Genomic DNA, 19,419 nt, shown 5'->3' with positions numbered 1-19,419 from the left:
CTTTCAATGCTTTTTCAGGGGTGTCATGGGAGCGATCTTTCAGTGGGAATCCCCATTCCAGATCCAGTTCCAGATCCCCGGCAATTTAACCGCCTCTGAACCGTCGCGAACAGTACGCGCCATGGCGGCCCGTTGCAGCGCTGCCGTGTCGTCGTAAAACGGCTTTTCTGCGGTTTTCACACCGGTAGCCTGTGCGCTGTCGAGGAGAATTTGCAGGTACTCGCGAGTATGCCGGGCGGTATAGCGATTGAGGTCGTGGAAGGTCACCACCACCGGAATCACCCCGTCCACCACCGGCAACTCTCCAAGGGCGATGCGCTCGCGCACTTCGGACATTGTGCGCAAGAAGTGGGCCCGCCGCCGGGGGCTGGCGTTGAAACCCCAGATCTTGCCGTCATTGGCGCTCAGATCGGTGAGCAATACATGCATGCCGTGCTGCTGATAGGCGGCGAAGACCCGTTTGTCATAGTTCCAGAATGGCGGGCGCACCAGGGTCGGTGGCGCACCGGTGATTGCGGCGATGTCGGCGCTGCCGTTGGTGAGAGATTGTTCCAGTTCTTGCGGATCCAGGGAGCGATGATTGGTGTGCCCGGGCGTGGCCGTGTGAAAGCCCAGGATCTGACCTTCGGCCTGTTCGCGATGCATGACCTGGCGCCCTATTTCACTGCCGCCCGCTCGTGATGCGCGGGTCTGCACGAAAAACACCGCTTTGAGGTTCGGCTGCACCGGGTTTGTGGCCAGACTGTCGAGCACCGTCATCGTCGGATTCCAGAAACTCGAAGCGCTGGGACCGTCGTCGAAGGTCAGCAGAAAACGGATCGGCGGTTGCGCGCTCAGACGCTGTTCGGTCTGCGGCGTCATTTCGATGGGAGAAGCGATGCACCCAACCAGCCCGGTGGCGATGATGAGTGCAGATAGAACCTTGAACAGCTGTTTCATGTTTTGCCCATTTATCCCTTCGTCGGCCCGCAGGTCGCTACAGGCCGAGGTTGGATAAGGGTACACAGTGTTTGGTTCCAGTGCTGCCCGGCATCGTGGGTTACTGGGCAAACGCCTGCTGAAACGAGCTGTCGATAATCGGCGCAGTCGCCAACGCAGCCGGCAGCGCTTTTACCTTGAACAGGAAGTCCGCGGTGCTTTGCAGATCCTTTGCCGCCTGCGCATCCACCGGGCCGACGGTCATGTGGGCCTGGCGCAACCAATGACGCGAGACGTTCTGGTCAAGGTTGGCTTTCTTCGCCCAGAGATCGGCGTACTCGTCGGTGTGGTTGTCGACCCAGGCCCGGGCCTTTTTCAGGCGCACCAGAAAGTCGGCAATGGCTTCGCGCTTGCTGTCGATCGAAGGTGTCGAGGCGGCGATGGCGCTCAGGCCGGGCATCAGGTTCTTGGCGGTGAGGATCGGCCGGGCGCCGGAGAACAGAATCTGCTGGGAGATGTAAGGTTCCCAGACCGGGAACGCGTCGATGCTGCCCTGAGGCAACGCGGCGGCAGCATCGATCGGCATCAGTTTGATGAAGTCGACATAGTCTTCCGGCAGGTCGGCTTTTTCCAGGGCGCGCAGGGTCAGTTGCTGGCTCCAGGCACCGGGCCAATAAGCGACTTTCTTACCCTTCAGGTCGGCGATGGTTTTGACCGGCGAATCCTTGGGCACCAGCAAGGCGATGGTGTCGGGGTTCTGCCGCGACACGCCGATCAGTTTCACCGGCGCCTGCTTGGCGGCGAGGAACAGAAAACCCGAATCGCCGAGAAAACCCAGATCCAGTGCGCCGGTGTTCAGCGCTTCGGCCAGCGGCGCAGCGGCCTGGAAGTGCTTCCAGTCGACGGTATATGGCGCGTCTTTCAGTACGCCAGACGCCTCCACCGAAGCGCGAACGTTGTAGTAGTTCTGATCACCGACGTGCAGGACGACGGGCTCGGCGGCGTAAGCCAGCGGTGCGGCGAACAGTGCGCTGGTCAGCAGACTGCGCACGAATCGGGACAGGTTCATCGGGGGCTCCTTGAGGGTTATTGCGATAGACCATAACGCTCTTACCAGAAGCTTTTAAAATTCGATTAATGCATAAGCTCATGACCAGCAGCGAACAGTGTTTGCCCAGCAACAGCGACTAAACAGACTGTTTTCCCTTGAACATTTCTCTGCCGCCGCTTCAGCGCCAAGACCTTGAAAACACTCGTCACGTAAAACATGGCACAGAGCCTGCAATATTCCTTTTATGCAGGAAGCATTTATAAAAAATGATTTTTTGGAAATAAGAATCTCGCCGCCTTGCCCGGAGCTGTCCCATGAAAACCACCTTCCGTTTTCCCCACGTCAGGTCTCTGCTCATCGCCTGCGCCCTGGCGCTGAGCCTGCAACCGCTTGCCCAGGCCGCTGAAGCGCCACCGGCCGAAGTGCATCTGGATTACGCCTATTACTCGCCCGTGAGCCTGGTGCTCAAACACTTCGGTTTTCTGGAAAAAGCCCTGCCACAGACCAAGGTCAGCTGGGTGCTGAGCCAGGGCAGCAACCGCTCGCTGGAATACCTCAACAGCGGCGGCGTCGACTTCGCCTCCTCCGCCAGCCTCGCCGCCGTGCTGAGCCGTGCCAATGGCAGCCCGATCAAATCGGTTTACGTCTACAGCCGCGCCGAATGGACGGCGTTGGTGGTGCGCAAGGATTCGCCTTACAAGACCGTGGCCGATCTGAAAGGCAAAAAAATCGCCGCCACCAAGGGCACCGATCCGTACCTGTTTACCCTGCGCAGCCTGCAACAGGCAGGCTTGAGCAAAGACGATGTGGAACTGGTGCATTTGCAGCACCCGGACGGTCGCACCGCGCTGGAAAAAGGTGACGTCGACGCCTGGGCCGGACTCGATCCGCACATGGCCGCGAGCCAGGTTCAGGCCGGTTCGCGGTTGCTCTATCGCAACACCAACTTCAACAGCTACGGCGTGATCAGCGTCACCGACAGCTATGCCAAAGAACACCCGCAGACCATCGAAACCGTACTGAATGCCTACGAGCAAGCTCGCGAGTGGGCGGTAAAAAATCCCGAGGAACTGGCGAAGCTGCTCGCTGGCGAATCCGGCCTGCCGCTGGAAGTGGCCAAGCTGCAATTGTCGCGCACCGACCTGAGCAGCCCGCAATTGACCGCCAAGGACGTGATCGCCTCCAAGGCTGCCGCACCGATTCTGGTTTCCGAAGAACTGGTTCGTCGTGGGGTGAATGTCGATCAAGTGATCGACCAACTGATCGACACCGGCTTCAAAGAAACCGTGGCTCGTGTAGGAGCTGTCGAGTGAAACGAGGCTGCGATCTCTTGATCTTGATTCGTCGTGACCGGAGAACCCAATGACCAGCAAAAGCAAACACCTGTCCGCCCCGCTGGCATTGCCCGCACTCCGACGCCTCAACAACGCCTGGAAACTCCGCCTCAAGGCCCTCGCCCTACCGGTGCTGATCATCCTCGTGCTGGAATTCGTCGTACGCATTGGCTGGTTGCCGTCCTACCAAATGCCGGCCCCCAGCGAGATCGCGCTAACCTTGAGAGACCTCGCCGAAGGCGCGCTGTGGAAGCACATCAGCGCCAGCCTGTTGCGGGTACTGCTGGGGTTCGCCATCGGCGCCGGTCTGGCCTTGGTATTCGCCGCGTGGGTCGGTTTGAGCCGCGAAGCCGAAGCCTGGCTGGAGCCGACATTCGCCGGCCTGCGCTCGATTCCGAGCCTGGCCTGGGTGCCACTGTTACTGCTGTGGCTGGGCATCGACGAGACCTCGAAAATCGTCCTGATCGCCATCGGCGCCTTCTTCCCGGTGTACCTCAATGGCGTCGCGGCGATCCGCGACATCGACCGCAAACTGGTGGAAGTCGGGCAGATGTACGGTTTCAGCCGGCCGCGACTGGTGCGCCGCATTCTGCTGCCCGCCGCCCTGCCCGGCCTGTTCACCGGGTTGCGCAGCGGCATGAGCCTGGCCTGGATGTTTTTGGTCGCCGCCGAACTGATCGCCGCGACCAAAGGTTTGGGGTATCTGCTTAGCGACGGCCGCGAGACTTCACGCCCCGACATCGTGCTGGCGGCAATCATCGTGCTGGCGCTGCTGGGCAAACTCAGCGACGGCATCCTCGCTGGCCTGGAGAAGCGTTTCCTCGCCTGGCGCGACACCTTCAACGGCCAAAACGCAGAGGATTGAGCCATGACCAACCACCTGCTGGACATTCGCGTCGAGCGCAAAACCTTCGCCGCCACCACCGTGCTCAAGAATATCCATTTGCAATTGCAACCGCGGGAAGCCATCAGCCTGCTGGGGCCCAGCGGCTGCGGAAAAAGCACATTGCTGCGGATCATCGCCGGCCTGGAAAAGGACTTCGAGGGCGAACTGCGCAGCAACGCCGGGGAAGTCGCTTTCGTGTTCCAGGAGCCGCGACTGATGCCATGGCTGACAGTCGAACAGAACATCGGTTTCAGCGCCGACAACCATTACGACAAAGCCTGGGTCGCGCAACTGATCGACGAAGTCGGCCTCGGCGGTTTTGCTCAAGCCCTGCCCAAAGCGCTGTCGGGCGGCATGGCGCAGCGGGTGGCGATCGCTCGCGGCCTCTACTCGCGACCGCACGTGCTGTTGCTGGATGAACCCTTCAGCGCGGTGGACGCCTTCACCCGAATGAAACTGCAGGACTTGCTGCTGCAACTGGCCGAACGTCACGCCATCGCCCTGCTGCTGGTGACCCACGACGTGGATGAAGCGCTGTACCTCAGTGATCGGGTGCTGGTGATGGACAATCGTCCCGGCAGCATTCGTCAGGAGCTCGCGGTGCAACTGGCCCATCCCCGTGACCGGCGCGACCCTTTGCTCGCGCGCCTCAAGGCTTTGTCGTTGACCGAGTTGCAGCGCGCCCATGTGATCTGAGCAACTAAGCTGAAATCTCCAGTCAGCGCGCTTCAATCAGAGAATCAACCTATGTGCGGACGCCTGTCGCAGTACCGTGGCATTCACGATTTTGTCGCGGTGCTGAGCATCCCCGACGCGTTGATCAACCACGTCGGTGATGAACCGCTGGCCCGCTACAACGCAGCGCCCACCACGCAACTCGCCCTCCTGCATCTGGAAAGCAACGGGCTGCACGCCGATTTTCAGCGCTGGGGATGGCGGCCGCACTGGGCGAAAAACCGGGCGGCACCGATCAATGCACGGGTCGAAAAAGTCGCCCATGGCCCGTTCTTCCGGTCGATCTGGCCGCACCGCGCGATAGTGCCAATCGACAACTGGTTCGAATGGGTCGACGCCGGGGATTCGACGAGGCAACCGTGGCTCATCCGCCGACGGGACCGGGCGCCGGTTTTATGCGCGGCAATCGGACAGTTTCCCCGCGCGGGTGATGAGCCGCGGGCCGACGACGGCTTTGTGATCATCACCGCCGACAGCGCGGGCGGCATGCTCGACATTCATGACCGCCGCCCCGTGGTGTTGTCTGCGCCGCTGGCGCGGGAATGGCTTGACCCGGCCACCCCCAAAGAACGCACGGAGCAGATGGCGCTGTTGCAGGGCGAAGTCAGCGAGGTTTTCGAGTGGTACAAGGTGGACAAAGCGGTGGGCAATTCAAGAAATCAAGGCGCAGCATTGATTGATGAAATTCCATAATAATCGCCCAATGAAAAGCCCCGTTTTGATAACGGGGCTTTTTTGTATATGCAGCGAGGTCAAGGCTTCAGCGGACGCTCCTGGTCGCGGTCTGACAGTTCTTTACCGTCGTCGGGGTGCTTCCAGTCCGGCGTCGAACGCCTCTGCCGCTCAATCTCTTCTTCCGTGGGTTCGTCATCCACCTCTTCATCCGGGGCCGGACGCTTTGGATCATTAGCCATGCTCACCTCTCTTCCTGTAGGGGTCCCCTTTAAGCGTAGAACAATTTCGACGGGAACGACTTAGAGCCACCAACGCAGCAAAAAGAAGAACCCCATGCTCAACAACATACTGAGCAAGGTATTGCGGGTGTAAAGCACCAGCCCCACCGCCACCAGCGAACTGATCAGGTACGGGTTGTCCCACTGCAGATTCAGCTGCTTGTCCGGCATGAACACGATCGGCCCGCAGATTGCCGTCAACATGCCCGGCACCGCAAAACCCAGGAACTGCCGCGCATTGCTGCTCAAGCGCACGGGCAGCCGCGGCTCCAGAAACACATAGCGGTTGAGGAACACCAATAGCCCCATGCCGAAAATCACCGCCCAGACCATCATGTGCGTCCACCGTAGAATTTGTTGCAGATAAAACCTGCGGTCATGCCCGCCAACCCTGACAGCACCAGCGCCGAGCCCCATTGCCAGTAGCTGAACAGCACCGAGCAGAACAACGACACCGCCACGCACACCACGGTCGGCACGTTCCGCACCACCGGGGTGATCAGGGCGATAAAGGTCGCCGCGATGGAGAAGTCCAGTCCCAGGTGTTCCAGCCCCGGAATACTGCTGCCCAGCACGATTCCCGCCAGGGTGAAGAGGTTCCAGGCGATGTAAAACGTCAGGCCGACACCCAACGCGTACCAGCGATTGAACTGTTGTTTGTCATGCGCACTGGTCAGGGCGAACAGTTCGTCGGTAAGCAAAAAGCCCAACCCCACACGCCAGCGGCCCGGTAACGGCGAAATCACCGAACGCATGCTCATCCCGTAGAGCAAATGCTGGGAGGTCAGCAGCAGCGTGGTCAGCAGAATCGAAAAGATTCCGGCACCGCCCTTGAGCATGCCGATCGCCACCAGTTGCGCCGCCCCGGCAAACACGATGCTCGATAACCCCTGGCCTTGCAGGGGCGTGAGATTGGCCTCGATGGCCATGGAGCCGGCCAGCAGCCCCCAGGGCGCGGTGGCCAGGGACAACGGCATGATCGCCGCAGCGCCGCGAAGAAAGGCACTGCGCGGCATGAGTGAATTGGACATAACGCTCTACAACCAGGGAAAGACCTCAGACTGTGCCAGCAGTCGCGGCCGAAGGCTTGAACAATCTTGCGCACTTGGTCCGCGCCAGGCACAGCGGCAGAATGCGTGCGGAGCTTGCTGATTTTCGCGATTGACAAAAATCGCGCCGGCTTTTAAAACTGAGCACCTCATTCAGGGTGTAAGCAAGTATGTCCGCAACCTTCAACCTCAACACTGTCGTCATTGGCTTGAATGCCAAGGCGCAAGGTTGCGTTGCGCACGCCCTCAAATCGAAGAAACAGTCGCTCATGTGACCGGGGCGCGCTGTCCCGTCAGATGAGCTGACAGGACATTGAGCGCGACGGACACCCTCCCCTTGCTTTCTGCCTTCTACGCTTCTGACGGTGACGAAATCGGTCAACCTTCAGGAGTAAGTGCATGTCATCGTTTCAAGGTATCTGGGTCCCTCTCGTTACACCGTTTCGCAACGGTGCGATCGATTTCGTCGGCTTGCGACGGCTGGTCAATCATCTGCTGGAAAAAGGCGTCGATGGCGTTGCGGTCTGCGGCACCACGGCAGAAGCGGCGGCACTGAGCAAACACGAGCAACTGGCGGTACTCGATGTGGTGCTGGAGCAGGTGCCGGCGGAACGGGTGGTCATGGGCCTGGCCGGCAACAACATGACCGAGCTGCTGCAATTTCAGAACGAAATCCTGAAACGTCCGCTGGCCGGTTTACTGGTACCGCCGCCGTATTACATCCGTCCGTCCCAGGCGGGGCTCGAAGCGTTTTACCAAACCGTCGCCGATGCCTCCAGCGTTCCGCTCATTCTTTACGACATCCCTTACCGCACCGGCGTGGCGTTCGAGCAGGCAACCCTGCTCAACATCGTCGCCCATGAGCGAATCGTCGCGATCAAGGATTGCGGCGGCAATCAGGCCAACACCCTGGCGCTGCTAGGCAGTGGCAAGGTCGACGTGCTGTGCGGCGAAGATAACCAGATCTTCAGCGCTTTGTGTCTGGGCGCCAAAGGCGCCATTGCCGCTTCGGCGCATGTTCATCCGGAGCTGTTCGTGGCGCTGTATCAACAGATCCGCGACAACCAATTAGCGGCTGGTCGAGCGACATTCTTCCAACTGCTGCCGCTGATTCACAGCCTGTTCATCGAGCCCAATCCCGCCCCGGTGAAAACCGCCCTGGCCCTTGAAGGCTTGATCGACGACGAACTGCGCGCGCCCATGCAACGCAGCAGCGAAACCATGGCGGTGCGTCTGAAGGAAGTGCTGGCGACGTTGAACAGCAACAATCGATAGAGCGCCAGCAACCAGCCCGAGTACCATGGAGCCATTCGCATAACGCGTCAGGGAGTCGACATGCTTTACCGAATCGCCGCCGACGGGCTGGTCCTGTTTCATCTGTTGTTCATTCTGTTCGTGCTGTTCGGCGGGCTGCTGGTGCTCAAATGGCGCCCCCTGATCTGGTGGCACCTGCCCACGGCTGTGTGGGGCGTGTCGGTAGAAGTCTTCCACCTGACCTGCCCGCTGACCGAGTGGGAAAACCTCATGCGCGACGCGGCCGGGCAAACCGGTTATAGCGGCGGTTTCATCGAACATTACGTGTGGCCGGTCATTTACCCGGCGGGCCTGACACCGGCAATTCAGCTGGGACTGGGCAGCGTGGTGCTGGCGATCAACGTGCTGGTCTACTTTAGATTGATCAGGCTGTGGAAGTTACGTCGGGCCACCTGACACCAAGATCAAGGATTCCGCCCATGTTGTCGATTGAAGATCTCACGCTGCTCGAAGCCATCCGGGAAACCGGCAGCCTGTCCCGGGCCGCGGCCCACTTGGGCAAGGCGCCCTCGACGGTGTCCTACGCGGCGCGGCAACTGGAGGAACGCTTTGACGCCTTGCTGTTCGACCGCCGTCGCTACCGCCTGCAGTTGACCCCGGCGGGTGAATTGCTGGTGAACGAGGCAGCGCGACTGATGCAAGACGTCTCGCGGCTGACCCAGCGGGTGCAGCAAGTGGCCAATGGCTGGGAGAGCCGGCTATGGATCGTCACCGATGAGTTGCTTGAATTCGAAGCGTTGATCCCGGTGATTCACGAGTTCGATGCGCTAGAGTCCGGCGTGCCGTTGCGCATCACTCAGGAAGTACTGAAAGGTGTTTGGGAAGCCCTGCGTGAAGGCCGCGCGGACTTGATCATCGGTGCCACCAACGAACCACCGGCCATCCCTTCCTTGCGCTGGATGCAACTGGGGGAAATGGAATGGGTGTTCGCGGTGTCGCCCAAGCATCCGCTGGCCAGGGCCCAAGAGCCGATTTCACGCGCCATGGTTGCGCAGCACCGGGCGATTGTCGTGGCCGATTCGTCCAGGATTACCGAGGGCAGCACCTACGGCGTCTCCGGCGGCCAACCGGTGCTCGCCGTGCCGACCATGCGCGCCAAGATCCTCGCCCAGTGCGACGGGTTGGGCGTGGGTTGGTTGCCGAAGCATCGGGTCGGCTCGTTACTGAAAAACGGCACGCTGGTTGAAAAACAGATGGCCGATCCGCGTGAGCCGAATATTTTGTATGCCGGCTGGCGTGGCGATCACGACGGCCGCGCCCTGGGCTGGTGGCTGGAAAAACTCAAGCAATCGTACCTGTCCACCAAACTGGTTCAGGGCAGTGACCGGTTTATTTGAGGTCAGTTGGCAATGACACTCATGTTCCGGCCGCTGGCCTTGGCCACGTAAAGCGCCTTGTCGGCGGCCCCCACCAGGTCGCTGGGCTGGGATTGTGACACCGGATCGTAAGCGGCGACCCCCAGGCTGACTGTCACCGTGCCTTCAGCCCCTTCTCTGTGCTCGATGCCGGCCAGTTGAACCGCGCGACGGATTTTTTCCGCCACCATAAACGCTCCCACGTAGTCGGTCCCGGGCAGTACTACCGCAAACTCTTCGCCGCCATAGCGGGCAGCCAGGTCGCCGGGGCGCTTGATGTTGTCCCTGATGATCGTGCTGATGTTGCGCAAACACTCATCACCGGCCACATGGCCGTAAAGATCATTGAAGCTCTTGAAGTGATCGACATCGATCATCAGCAGCGCGAGGTGGGTCTGGTTACGCCTGGCGCGGCCCATTTCGGCGAGGATGAACAGATCGAACTGACGCCGGTTGGACAGCCCGGTCAGTGCGTCCTCCAGCGCGAGCAACTCAAGGCTGCGGTTGACCTCGATGAGTTTTTCCTGCGCATCCAGCAATACGCCCTGCACGTGATTCTGCTGCTTCATGAGGCGAATGAGGCGATAACCGAGGACGCCCAGAAACCCCAGGAATAACGAGACGATCCCGGCACTCAGCAGTACCTCCTTGCGCCAGGCGGCCAGGACTTCATCTTTATTCAGCGCCGCAAAGATGATCAGCGGATAACCGTCGACCCTGCGAAATCCGACCACCCGCTCGACCCCGTCCACATACGACGGGACTGTTGCCGTGCCTGAATTGCCCTTGGGCAATAGCTGCGTGAACAGCGGCCCCTTGGCGACGCTGATGCCGACTTCAGTTTCTTTGAACGGTCGGCGAACGACGATGCTGGCGTCGTCGGCGATCAGATTGATCACGCCGTTACGGCCCATGTCGATGCTGTCGTAGAGCGCAAGGAAGTGGCTGAGATAGATGCTTGCCAGCGCCACGCCGGCAAAGCTGCCATCCGGATGATTGATTCGGCGGGACACCGTCATGACCCATTCACCGCTCGAACGGCTCTTGATCGACGGGCCAATGTGAGGCCCTCGATCGGGATGATCACGATGAAAAATGAAATACTCTCGGTCGGAATTGTTGGCATTGGGGAGGACGGCGCCGTTGGAATTGGCAATCCAGCGCCCATCTTCGTCATAGATAAACAAGCCATGGATCTGACTCAGCTCACTGCGCTGGGCACTGAGCAAACGCTCCAATCGGGGTACCCGGGCCTGGTCAATGCCGTCGATTTCGAGGCGATCCACCAGGGTCAACAGCAACGTATCGGCTTGCTTGATCGACGCCTGCGCTTGCGAGGCCAGGGTCTGGGCAAGGTTGGACATCGCCACTTCTTTGTCGTGCAGATGGTACTGGCGCGAATTCCAGGATTCCCAAATCACGATAGCCGTCATGGACAGGCACACCGCGACCAGCAGAATCACCGCAGAGCGAACCTTGAGGGTTACCCCGGCTTGCTCGGCGACCCAAGGCACGTCATGGCGGGATTGTTCAATTCGATTGTTGACGGACGGATGACCCATGACGCTCCCTGAATACTGATCACAGGGCGAATCTTCCCGATCGCCCTTTTTATGACCCCTGACGGGTATGTGCTGCCTGGTGCCAGGCGACTATGCCTTATCAAACACCCGATAGGTGAATTGCGCGAGAACTATTCTCACCATCGGTTCGCCCTAAAGCCGCGATCCGTAGCAGCTGGCGAAGCCTGCGTTCGGCTGCGCAGCAGTCGTAAAGTCAGACAATGCGGTGCCTCAGACCCACCGGGTACTCAGGGTTTACGACTGCTGCGCAGCCGAACGCAGGCTTCGCCAGCTGCTACAAGGTTTGCATTGCGGCTGAAATGGCTTACCGAGACGTCTGCTTCACGGCCTCGATCCAGGCGGGATTCAATTGTGTCTGATGAGTCTCGATGCCCAGCGCTTCCAATCGCGCCTTGTGCTGATCCATCTCGCGGGTCAATTGGCTGTGATCGCTGGAGTTGCCGTCCAGCTCGTGCATCTGGCTCAACCCCAGATGGTAGAAACGCAGCAACTTCATGGCCGTCGGATCCTCCTTCTCCACCGCCGCCGTCACCTGGTGCATGACGTTGGTGATGCTCATCAGGCTGCGCTTGAGCTGCCAGCCGTAAACCGCCGGGGCCATCCACGGCTGGGTCCAGAACATGCCGCGCATCAGCGCTGCCATCAGCAGCACGGCCACGAACACGCCGCCGACGTTAAATCGCAGATTGTCGCCACCGGGTTCACCGAACAGCGCCACTGCCGTGGTGGACAACACCATCGCCAGGGCCAGGAAAATCAAGGCTATGATTATCGTGCTGCGTCGCGTCTGGCTTCGATAGCGTTCGGGGTTCTGCGGCTGGATTTCGAACATCGCGACGGGGTTCCTTGAGGGCATGGGTAAAAAGGCTGCGGGGCATTATCGCCTCTGCAGGGGATTTAGCTATGCTGAGGCTCCTTTTCATCTTTTCATCGTCAAACGGGGAAATGGCGATACAGCGCAGTTCGTGCCATCTTCTTTCATGGATACATACTATTCGGATGCCATTTGTCTGTATGAAATGGCATCGTTTTAAGGATCATTGAATGACCCAACGACAAGTAATCAACGCCTCGGTCAGCCCAAAAGGCAGCCTGGAAACCCTTTCTCAACGTGAAGTACAGCAACTGAGCGAAGCCGGATCCGGCAGCACCTACACCTTGTTCCGCCAGTGCGCCCTGGCCATTCTCAATACCGGCGCCCATGTCGATAACGCCAAAACCATCCTTGAAGCCTACAAGGACTTCGAAATCCGCATTCACCAGCAGGACCGCGGCGTACGCCTGGAACTGCTGAACGCCCCGGCCGACGCCTTCGTCGATGGCGAAATGATCGCCAGCACCCGGGAAATGCTCTTCAGCGCCCTGCGCGACATCGTCTACACCGAAAACGAACTCGACGCCCAACGCATCGACCTGAGCACCTCCCAAGGCATCAGCGACTACGTGTTCCACCTGCTGCGCAACGCCCGCACCCTGCGCCCCGGCGTCGAGCCGAAGATCGTGGTGTGCTGGGGCGGCCACTCGATCAACACCGAAGAATACAAATACACCAAGAAAGTCGGCCACGAACTGGGCCTGCGCAGCCTCGACATCTGCACCGGTTGCGGTCCCGGCGTGATGAAAGGCCCGATGAAAGGCGCGACCATCGCCCACGCCAAGCAGCGTATCCACGGCGGCCGCTACCTCGGATTGACCGAGCCGGGCATCATCGCCGCCGAAGCGCCGAACCCGATCGTCAACGAACTGGTGATCCTGCCGGACATCGAAAAACGTCTGGAAGCCTTCGTCCGCGTCGGCCACGGCATCATCATTTTTCCGGGCGGCGCCGGCACGGCCGAAGAGTTCCTGTACCTGCTCGGCATCCTGATGCACCCGGACAACGCCGGCCTGCCCTTCCCCGTGGTTCTCACGGGACCGAGACATGCCGCACCGTATCTGGAGCAACTGGACGCGTTTGTCGGAGCTACGCTGGGTGAAGCCGCGAAGCAACACTACGAGATCATCATCGACGACCCGGCTGAAGTCGCGCGTCAAATGACTCAAGGCCTCAAGGCGGTCAAACAGTTCCGCCGCGAACGCAATGACGCGTTCCATTTCAACTGGCTGCTGAAGATCGACGAAGGCTTCCAGCGCCCGTTCGATCCGACCCACGAAAACATGGCCAACCTGAAACTGAGCCGCAACCTGCCGGCCCACGAACTGGCCGCCAACCTGCGCCGCGCGTTCTCCGGTATCGTCGCCGGCAACGTCAAGGACAAGGGCATCCGCCTGATCGAAGAGCACGGGCCATACCAGATCCGTGGCGACGCGGCGGTGATGCAACCGCTGGATCAACTGCTCAAGGCCTTCGTCGCCCAGCACCGGATGAAACTGCCCGGCGGCGCGGCGTATGTGCCGTGTTATCAAGTGGTTGCGTAACAGGCACCATCAAACAACCCTGTGGGAGCGAGCCTGCTCGCGATAGCTGTGTGTCATTCAACCATGATGTTGACTGACACTCCGCCATTCGCGAGCAGGCTCGCTCCCACAGTGGTTTATAGGTGATCCGCGTCGATCACTGCCTTGGCAAAGGCCTGCGGATCTTCCTGCGGCAAGTTGTGGCCGATACCCCCGCTAATGAGTCGGTACTCATATTTGCCGGTGAAGCGCTTGGCATAATCCTCGGCAGCCGGATGTGGCGCCCCGTTGGCGTCACCTTCCATGGTGATGGTCGGCACCGTAATGACCGGGGCCTTGGCCAGCCGCTGCTCCAGCGCTTCATATTGAGGTTCGCCCTGAATCATGCCCAACCGCCAGCGATAGTTGAAGATCGTAATAGCCACATGATCGGGGTTGTCCAGGGCCACCGCGCTGCGGTCGAAAGTCGCGTCGTCGAAAGTCCATTTCGGGGAGGCCAGCTCCCAGATCAACTTGGCGAAGTCGTGGCGATTTTTTTCGTATCCGGCCTGGCCGCGCTCCGTGGCGAAGTAGAACTGGTACCACCATTGCAGCTCGGCCTTGGGCGGCAACGGATTCTTGCCGGCGGCCTGATTGCCGATGAGGTAGCCGCTCACCGAGACCAGCGCCTCCACCCGCTCCGGCCAGAGCGCCGAAACGATGTCCGCCGAGCGCGCGCCCCAGTCGTAGCCACCGAGCACGGCCTTCTTGATCTTGAGTGCATCCATAAAGTCGATGACATCACTGGCCAACGCGGCGGGCTGACCGTTGCGAACAGTCTTGTCGGACAGGAAATGCGTGTCGCCGTAGCCCCGAGCATACGGGATCAGCACCCGGTAACCCTTGGCCGCCAACAAGGGCGCCACTTCGCTATAGCTGTGAATGTCGTAGGGCCAGCCGTGCAGAAGAATCACCACCGGACCATCGGCGGGGCCGACTTCGGCGTAAGCCACATTCAGCAACCCGGCGTTGACATGCTTCAGAGGGCCGAACGAGTCCGCCTTGAGGGTGCCAGCGCTGGCCACCACTGGCTCTGGCGTCGCGATTTGCGCATTGGCAGCACCAAGGGCACCTAACTGCATCAGCGCGAAAGCGAGGACCGATGGGCCAAAGAAACGACGACGTGAGTCGTTTTTTTTGCTCAACACATTCATCTTCATGGTGATTTCCCTGGAAGTCATTGACCTGGTGTTCTGGACGACGTGAGTCCGCCATCGCGGGTTGATGAGCAGACTGCGCGTTCGTCGGTTTCGACAGCGATGAGCGTAGTGGAAGGATCAGCCGCCCTGATTGCCGCACTCTGCGAATTTGCTGTAATCGAGGACTTTCTGCGTGCCGCTGGAATCGAGGTAGGTCAGGCGGGCATCGACAATGCCGCAATTGCCGCCGCCGTTGTCGACGACCGAAACCACTTTCTTGATATCCAGGTGGGTGCCGTGAGAAGTTGTCTGCGACGGCGCTTGAACATCGGCATGCGCCGAAAACGCTGCAACGTTCAGGACCGCGAAGAAGCTGGCGGCAATCAGTGTGTTCCAGTTCATGGTGATTTCCTCAGGGTTGCAATGGGCGGTGGTTGTGAGGTAAGTCGTCTTGTCTCGATGGAACCCATTTAATCGGCCCGAGGTATCTGCCATGTGTCGTAAAACCGGAATTAATAAGGCGTAAGGTGTCTGCGGGGGCACCCGATACAGTGCGATACAAAGCGAACAACAAGAGGCTTGAGCGATGGAACATGTGAACCACATCCTGATCGTCGACGACGACCGGGAGATTCGCGAGTTGGTCGGCAATTACCTGAAAAAGAACGGCCTGCGTACCACCGTCGTCGCCGATGGCCGGCAGATGCGCAGCTTTCTGGAAGCCAATCAGGTGGACCTGATCGTGCTGGACATCATGATGCCCGGCGATGACGGCCTGCTGCTGTGCCGCGAATTGCGCTCGGGCAAACACAAAGCCACGCCGATCCTGATGCTCACCGCACGCAACGACGAAACCGATCGCATCCTCGGCCTGGAAATGGGCGCCGACGATTACCTGACCAAACCCTTCGCCGCCCGCGAACTGCTGGCGCGGATCAACGCCGTGTTGCGCCGCACCCGGATGCTGCCGCCCAACCTGTTGATCACCGAAACCGGCCGATTGCTGGGTTTCGGCCGCTGGCGCCTGGACACCACCGCCCGGCACTTGCTCGACGAAGACGGCACGATGGTGGCCCTCAGTGGTGCCGAATACCGTCTGCTGCGGGTGTTCCTCGATCACCCGCAACGGGTGCTCAGCCGTGACCAGTTGCTCAACCTGACCCAGGGTCGCGACGCCGACCTGTTCGACCGCTCGATTGATTTGCTGGTGAGCCGTCTGCGCCAGCGATTGATGGATGACTCACGGGACTCGACCTACATCAAAACCGTGCGCAGCGAAGGCTACGTGTTCTCCTACCCGGTGGAATTGCTCGGTGCAGAATCATGAAGCTCTCCCCCGGCAGAACCTGAGGAGCGTTTTTCATAAGGTTTTGTATCCGTCTGTATAAGAACCTGCGACAGATACGCAGACACCGATTTCGGCTTGTTCGAGCACACATCACCGATACACCCGAGCGTTTAACTGTGATCACCGGATAGCAGCAGCTACCGACCCACTCAAACTAAACGCACGGAGAATCACCCATGTTCAACTTCTCGCAAGTCTCGTCCCTGGCACTCGGTCTGGCACTGATTGGTGGTCTCGGCCTGTCGAGCCTGGCGTCGGCCCACACCGGCAATGCGGCGTCCCCTGGCCAGGTTCAACAACTGCTGGTGGAAGGCGGTTCCGATCGTCTGATCGAGAATCGCGTGGCCGAAGGCGGTGCCGACCGTCTGCAAGAACTGCGCGAACGTGTGGCCTCTATCAACCCAAGCAACGCCCTGCGCGGTGGTGTGGTTGTCGCGGAAAACCGCGCCGAGTTTGGTTCGAAGTATCAGCGGTATTGATTGCCCGGGCTTTTTGCTGAGCTCGCCAATCCCCATAAGTCCTGAGATCTGACGCAAAAGCCCCGACAATTCCTCGGGACAGTTGGAGCACGCCCGTCTAAGATTTGCGCTTCACTTCATCAAGGACGATTCATGAAGCGCATTGCCGGTTGCCTGTTGTCTTTCCTGACTTTTACAGCGGTCGCGGCGGATCTGAACCTGCTCACCGACAACCATCCGCCCCTGCATTTTCAGCAAGGTAATCAACTGGTGGGGTTTGGCGTGGATGTGGTGCAGGCCCTGGCCGAACGCACCGGCGACCAGGTGCACTTGCAACAAGTCCCTTTGCTGCGCGCCCTGCGCGTTGCCACGACCGAGCCTGCCACCGGGGTGTTTACCGTGTTGCGCACCGCCGAGCGCGAGAGCCAGTACCAGTGGGTCGGTCCGCTGATGGACGTGGAAACAGCGCTGTATTCCGCGAACACCCAGCAACCGGTGCACTGTTTGCAGGACGCCAGCACCCAGGGCCGTATCGCCGTCCCGCGAAAATGGCTGGCTTACGACTACTTGCGCAAGCAGGGTCTGAACAATCTGTACGGCGTGGAAACGCCCGAACAAATGATGCGTCTGGCACGACTGGGGCGCATCGAATTTGTGGTGGCCGACACCCTCTCCATCGCCACCCTGGCCCGGGAAGAAGGCTTGGCGCCCAGCCAGTTGCATTATCAGATGCCGCTGATGAAGCAAGGCACCTACATCGCGTTTTCCCCGCAAACCGATGCGCGCCAGGTCGCGCGCTGGCAACAGGCGCTCGACGAGATGAACCGCGATGGGCGTCTGGAACAACTCAAGCAGCGCTGGCTCAGCGACAACACACCCCGCTGACAATGGATCAACGCTCTCGATAACAACTATGCGTCAGGGTGTTTTTTTATCGCGACGCTCCAGCACTACAGTGGGCCCATCTTCTCCCCACGCTCTGGAGCACCCTCATGAAAAGCATCATCGGTCTTGGTTTCGCCCTTTCGGTTCTTGGCGCTACCTCCGCCATCGCCGCCCCACACTCCGCCTCGCCAGTCGTTGCCGCGGCCAAAGTCAGCCAACCGGCCACACTGAACGTGAACACCGTCGGTGTTGATCACAAAGACAGCCAGGCGAGCAAACTCTACGTCGCTGAAAACCGCCCTGAGTTCGGTTCGAAGTATCAGCGTTATTGATCAACGACCTGTGGCGAGGGGGCTTGCCCCCGTTGGGTTGCGAAGCGGCCCCCAGCATTCGTTCTGACAGACCGAGCTGCGTGAATTTACGACTGCTTCGCAGCCGAACGGGGGCAAGCCCCCTCGCCACAATGTCGGTGTGCATGAAGCACCGCGCTTGAATGAACAGCGTTCAATCAGCCCGCCAACCGAGCGGCGAGCGCCTTGGCCTGGCTTGCGACGTCGGTCACTGCGGTGCTTTCCCACCAAATGCCGCGCAACGGTGGGCCCATGGCGAACAGACGGTTGGCGGCGTGTTCATCGGCGCCCAACACCGCGCCATCGACTGCCGCCGCGATCCCCAGCGCCAACGGCCCCGGCCGGACAAGTCCGCGCGCCAGCAGTTGCTGTGGCAACGGTCGAGCGACCCGTCGCCAGTCATATTCGATGCCGCTGGAGTTGATCAACGCCGCGCCGCTGACAACGGTAGTTTCTGATTCACCACGACGCCGAATGCGGATGCTCACTGCGCCGTCCGCTGAGGGCTCCAGCCCTTTGAACGACGCGGCCTGAATCCGCAACCGCCCTTCCTTGTGCAACCGTTCCACCAGTTCGGCACTCAACGGCGGCGAGCGGTGGTGATGGCTTTCCCACCACGGCCGCACATGTCGCACAAACTGCCGACGCTGCACGTCCGTCGCCTGATTCCACAAGCGGCCAATGTGTGCCCGCACGGTGTCGAGCGGCGCCTGCCAGTCGATGCCCTGAGCGATGGCGTTCCGGCAATGCCGACGCAGTTCGCGCACCAGCTGTCGCGGTGTACGAATGCTCTGGTCCTCGGCGAGAAAATCTGCCCAGGCCGGAGGTTGCCGACGCACATGAGGCAGCAAGCCATGCCGCGAAAACACTTCGATCGGCCCGCGATGCCCGGCCTGTTCCAACGACACCACGGCATCGACCATGGTCAGGCCCGAACCGATGATCAGCACGGTCGACTGCGGATCGAGTTGCTGCATGGCCGCGACGTCCCACGGATCAAGCGCCGCCGCGTTCAAGCCGCTGGACTCGGTCTGTGGCGTACGCGCAGCGGGAAACATCCCCGTGGCCAACACCGCATAAGCGCCGTGCAAGCGTTGCCCGTCACTCAACGTCAGCAACACGGAATCATCCGTCATTTGCAGGTCAATCACCTCGGCCCGCACATGCTCGACCATTGAACCGTTCACCGCCCCCACCGCCTGCGCTTCGGCCAGGCGCTGCTGCACGTACAGGCCGAAAATCCCCCGGGGCGGGAACAACTCGCTGACCGGCACATGTTGCTCATCAGACTCCGGCCAACCGCCGGCCTCGATGTACGCGGTCAGCCATTGGGTCAGGTCGTCGGCGTTGTCCGGATCGACGCTCATCCGCGCCGCATTACCGTTGAGCGTGTGGCCCAACTCAACCGCGCTGTACGCCTCGCCCCGTCCCAGTTCGGCGCGGGGTTCGATCACCAGCACCTGGCGTTTGCCCGGCAAGCGCAGCAACTGCGCCGCCAGCATTGCGCCGCTGAGGCCGCCGCCGACGATCAGGATGTCCGCATGGCGGATGACGTTGGTGGCCTGTCCGCTTTGGGTTTCAGTCATGGCGTTCTCACTGATCAATGTTTCATCTCGAAAATCTCC

The 19,419-nt window shown here is 60.3% G+C and carries 22 protein-coding genes; 12 read left to right on the top strand and 10 right to left on the bottom strand.

What is annotated here, in order from left to right:
* Positions 1-39 precede the first annotated feature (39 nt).
* Both ACSQ87_RS11935 and ACSQ87_RS11930 read right to left on the bottom strand, forming a co-directional pair.
* Complete coding sequence (locus tag ACSQ87_RS11935) at positions 40-939, bottom strand: polysaccharide deacetylase family protein (RefSeq protein WP_223432196.1); 900 nt, start codon at positions 937-939, stop codon at positions 40-42.
* Between the two features lie 100 nt (positions 940-1,039).
* Positions 1,040-1,987 carry an ABC transporter substrate-binding protein gene (locus ACSQ87_RS11930; protein ID WP_008157325.1) on the bottom strand — a complete coding sequence of 316 codons (948 nt, stop codon included), beginning with the start codon at positions 1,985-1,987 and terminating at the stop codon, positions 1,040-1,042.
* Positions 1,988-2,283: 296 nt separating this feature from the next.
* On the opposite strand from ACSQ87_RS11930, the gene ACSQ87_RS11925 reads away from it, so the two are divergent.
* The 4 genes from ACSQ87_RS11925 to ACSQ87_RS11910 are packed head-to-tail and all read left to right on the top strand — an operon-like array spanning position 2,284 to position 5,617.
* Positions 2,284-3,282: an aliphatic sulfonate ABC transporter substrate-binding protein gene (locus ACSQ87_RS11925; RefSeq protein ID WP_223432195.1), complete on the top strand. Its 999-nt coding sequence runs from the start codon at positions 2,284-2,286 to the stop codon at positions 3,280-3,282.
* 49 nt (positions 3,283-3,331) lie between these two features.
* A complete protein-coding gene (locus ACSQ87_RS11920; protein ID WP_223432194.1) occupies positions 3,332-4,168 on the top strand; it encodes an ABC transporter permease in 837 nt (278 codons plus the stop codon).
* A gap of 3 nt (positions 4,169-4,171) precedes the next feature.
* Positions 4,172-4,885: an ABC transporter ATP-binding protein gene (locus ACSQ87_RS11915; RefSeq protein WP_223432193.1), complete on the top strand. Its 714-nt coding sequence runs from the start codon at positions 4,172-4,174 to the stop codon at positions 4,883-4,885.
* A 51-nt stretch (positions 4,886-4,936) separates the two neighbouring features.
* Positions 4,937-5,617 carry an SOS response-associated peptidase gene (locus ACSQ87_RS11910; RefSeq protein ID WP_436273604.1) on the top strand — a complete coding sequence of 227 codons (681 nt, stop codon included), beginning with the start codon at positions 4,937-4,939 and terminating at the stop codon, positions 5,615-5,617.
* Between the two features lie 59 nt (positions 5,618-5,676).
* On the opposite strand, the gene ACSQ87_RS11905 is transcribed toward ACSQ87_RS11910, so the two are convergent.
* Genes ACSQ87_RS11905 through ACSQ87_RS11895 form a run of 3 tightly spaced genes read right to left on the bottom strand, consistent with a single transcriptional unit; the run spans position 5,677 to position 6,908 of the window.
* Complete coding sequence (locus ACSQ87_RS11905) at positions 5,677-5,838, bottom strand: hypothetical protein (RefSeq protein ID WP_223432191.1); 162 nt, start codon at positions 5,836-5,838, stop codon at positions 5,677-5,679.
* Between the two features lie 60 nt (positions 5,839-5,898).
* Positions 5,899-6,210, bottom strand: coding sequence for an AzlD domain-containing protein (locus tag ACSQ87_RS11900; protein ID WP_165353329.1), 312 nt, complete (start codon positions 6,208-6,210; stop codon positions 5,899-5,901).
* Positions 6,210-6,908, bottom strand: a complete 699-nt coding sequence (locus ACSQ87_RS11895) for an AzlC family ABC transporter permease (RefSeq protein ID WP_008157336.1) — start codon at positions 6,906-6,908, stop codon at positions 6,210-6,212. The genes ACSQ87_RS11900 and ACSQ87_RS11895 overlap by 1 nt, the downstream gene beginning before the upstream one ends.
* Positions 6,909-7,325: 417 nt before the next feature.
* Here ACSQ87_RS11895 and dapA point away from each other — a divergent pair, with 417 nt between their 5' ends.
* The 3 genes from dapA to ACSQ87_RS11880 are packed head-to-tail and all read left to right on the top strand — an operon-like array spanning position 7,326 to position 9,577.
* Positions 7,326-8,201, top strand: coding sequence for a 4-hydroxy-tetrahydrodipicolinate synthase (gene dapA, locus ACSQ87_RS11890; RefSeq protein WP_223432190.1), 876 nt, complete (start codon positions 7,326-7,328; stop codon positions 8,199-8,201).
* 60 nt (positions 8,202-8,261) lie between these two features.
* Entirely contained in the window at positions 8,262-8,636 is a 375-nt protein-coding gene (locus tag ACSQ87_RS11885) for a DUF2784 domain-containing protein (protein WP_223432189.1), read from the top strand.
* Between the two features lie 23 nt (positions 8,637-8,659).
* Complete coding sequence (locus ACSQ87_RS11880; RefSeq protein WP_223432188.1) at positions 8,660-9,577, top strand: LysR family transcriptional regulator; 918 nt, start codon at positions 8,660-8,662, stop codon at positions 9,575-9,577.
* A gap of 2 nt (positions 9,578-9,579) precedes the next feature.
* Here ACSQ87_RS11880 and ACSQ87_RS11875 read toward each other — a convergent pair whose 3' ends face one another.
* Together ACSQ87_RS11875 and ACSQ87_RS11870 are read right to left on the bottom strand one after the other, a co-directional pair.
* Entirely contained in the window at positions 9,580-11,157 is a 1,578-nt protein-coding gene (locus ACSQ87_RS11875; RefSeq protein ID WP_223432187.1) for a sensor domain-containing diguanylate cyclase, read from the bottom strand.
* Between the two features lie 325 nt (positions 11,158-11,482).
* Positions 11,483-12,010, bottom strand: a complete 528-nt coding sequence (locus tag ACSQ87_RS11870; protein WP_223432186.1) for a DUF3087 domain-containing protein — start codon at positions 12,008-12,010, stop codon at positions 11,483-11,485.
* A gap of 212 nt (positions 12,011-12,222) precedes the next feature.
* Between ACSQ87_RS11870 and ppnN the strand changes: the two genes are divergently transcribed.
* The gene (gene ppnN / locus ACSQ87_RS11865; protein WP_134099533.1) at positions 12,223-13,596 is read left to right on the top strand and encodes a nucleotide 5'-monophosphate nucleosidase PpnN; all 1,374 of its coding nucleotides are present in this window, start codon (positions 12,223-12,225) and stop codon (positions 13,594-13,596) included.
* A gap of 116 nt (positions 13,597-13,712) precedes the next feature.
* Here the strand turns inward: ppnN and ACSQ87_RS11860 are convergent, their stop codons facing one another.
* Together ACSQ87_RS11860 and ACSQ87_RS11855 are read right to left on the bottom strand one after the other, a co-directional pair.
* On the bottom strand, positions 13,713-14,774 hold the full coding sequence (locus tag ACSQ87_RS11860; protein WP_223432185.1) for an alpha/beta fold hydrolase: 1,062 nt from the start codon (positions 14,772-14,774) through the stop codon (positions 13,713-13,715).
* Between the two features lie 117 nt (positions 14,775-14,891).
* Entirely contained in the window at positions 14,892-15,155 is a 264-nt protein-coding gene (locus tag ACSQ87_RS11855; RefSeq protein WP_223432184.1) for a DUF2790 domain-containing protein, read from the bottom strand.
* Between the two features lie 184 nt (positions 15,156-15,339).
* On the opposite strand from ACSQ87_RS11855, the gene ACSQ87_RS11850 reads away from it, so the two are divergent.
* The 4 genes from ACSQ87_RS11850 to ACSQ87_RS11835 all read left to right on the top strand — a co-directional run bounded on the left by ACSQ87_RS11850 (position 15,340) and on the right by ACSQ87_RS11835 (position 17,776).
* Entirely contained in the window at positions 15,340-16,080 is a 741-nt protein-coding gene (locus tag ACSQ87_RS11850; RefSeq protein ID WP_008151724.1) for a response regulator, read from the top strand.
* A gap of 197 nt (positions 16,081-16,277) precedes the next feature.
* Entirely contained in the window at positions 16,278-16,580 is a 303-nt protein-coding gene (locus ACSQ87_RS11845; RefSeq protein ID WP_223432183.1) for a phage infection protein, read from the top strand.
* 132 nt (positions 16,581-16,712) lie between these two features.
* Positions 16,713-17,444 (top strand): substrate-binding periplasmic protein, encoded by a 732-nt coding sequence (locus tag ACSQ87_RS11840; protein WP_223432182.1) that lies wholly within the window; start codon positions 16,713-16,715, stop codon positions 17,442-17,444.
* A gap of 107 nt (positions 17,445-17,551) precedes the next feature.
* Positions 17,552-17,776, top strand: coding sequence for a hypothetical protein (locus ACSQ87_RS11835; RefSeq protein ID WP_223432181.1), 225 nt, complete (start codon positions 17,552-17,554; stop codon positions 17,774-17,776).
* Between the two features lie 176 nt (positions 17,777-17,952).
* On the opposite strand, the gene ACSQ87_RS11830 is transcribed toward ACSQ87_RS11835, so the two are convergent.
* Complete coding sequence (locus ACSQ87_RS11830) at positions 17,953-19,380, bottom strand: FAD/NAD(P)-binding protein (RefSeq protein ID WP_223432180.1); 1,428 nt, start codon at positions 19,378-19,380, stop codon at positions 17,953-17,955.
* Between the last annotated feature and the right edge of the window lie 39 nt (positions 19,381-19,419).

This window comes from Pseudomonas sp. LjRoot277 (assembly GCF_964253845.1).
Taxonomy (GTDB): domain Bacteria; phylum Pseudomonadota; class Gammaproteobacteria; order Pseudomonadales; family Pseudomonadaceae; genus Aquipseudomonas.
Note: the sequence above shows the minus strand (reverse complement) of the source record. Positions and strands in the feature narration are given on the sequence as shown.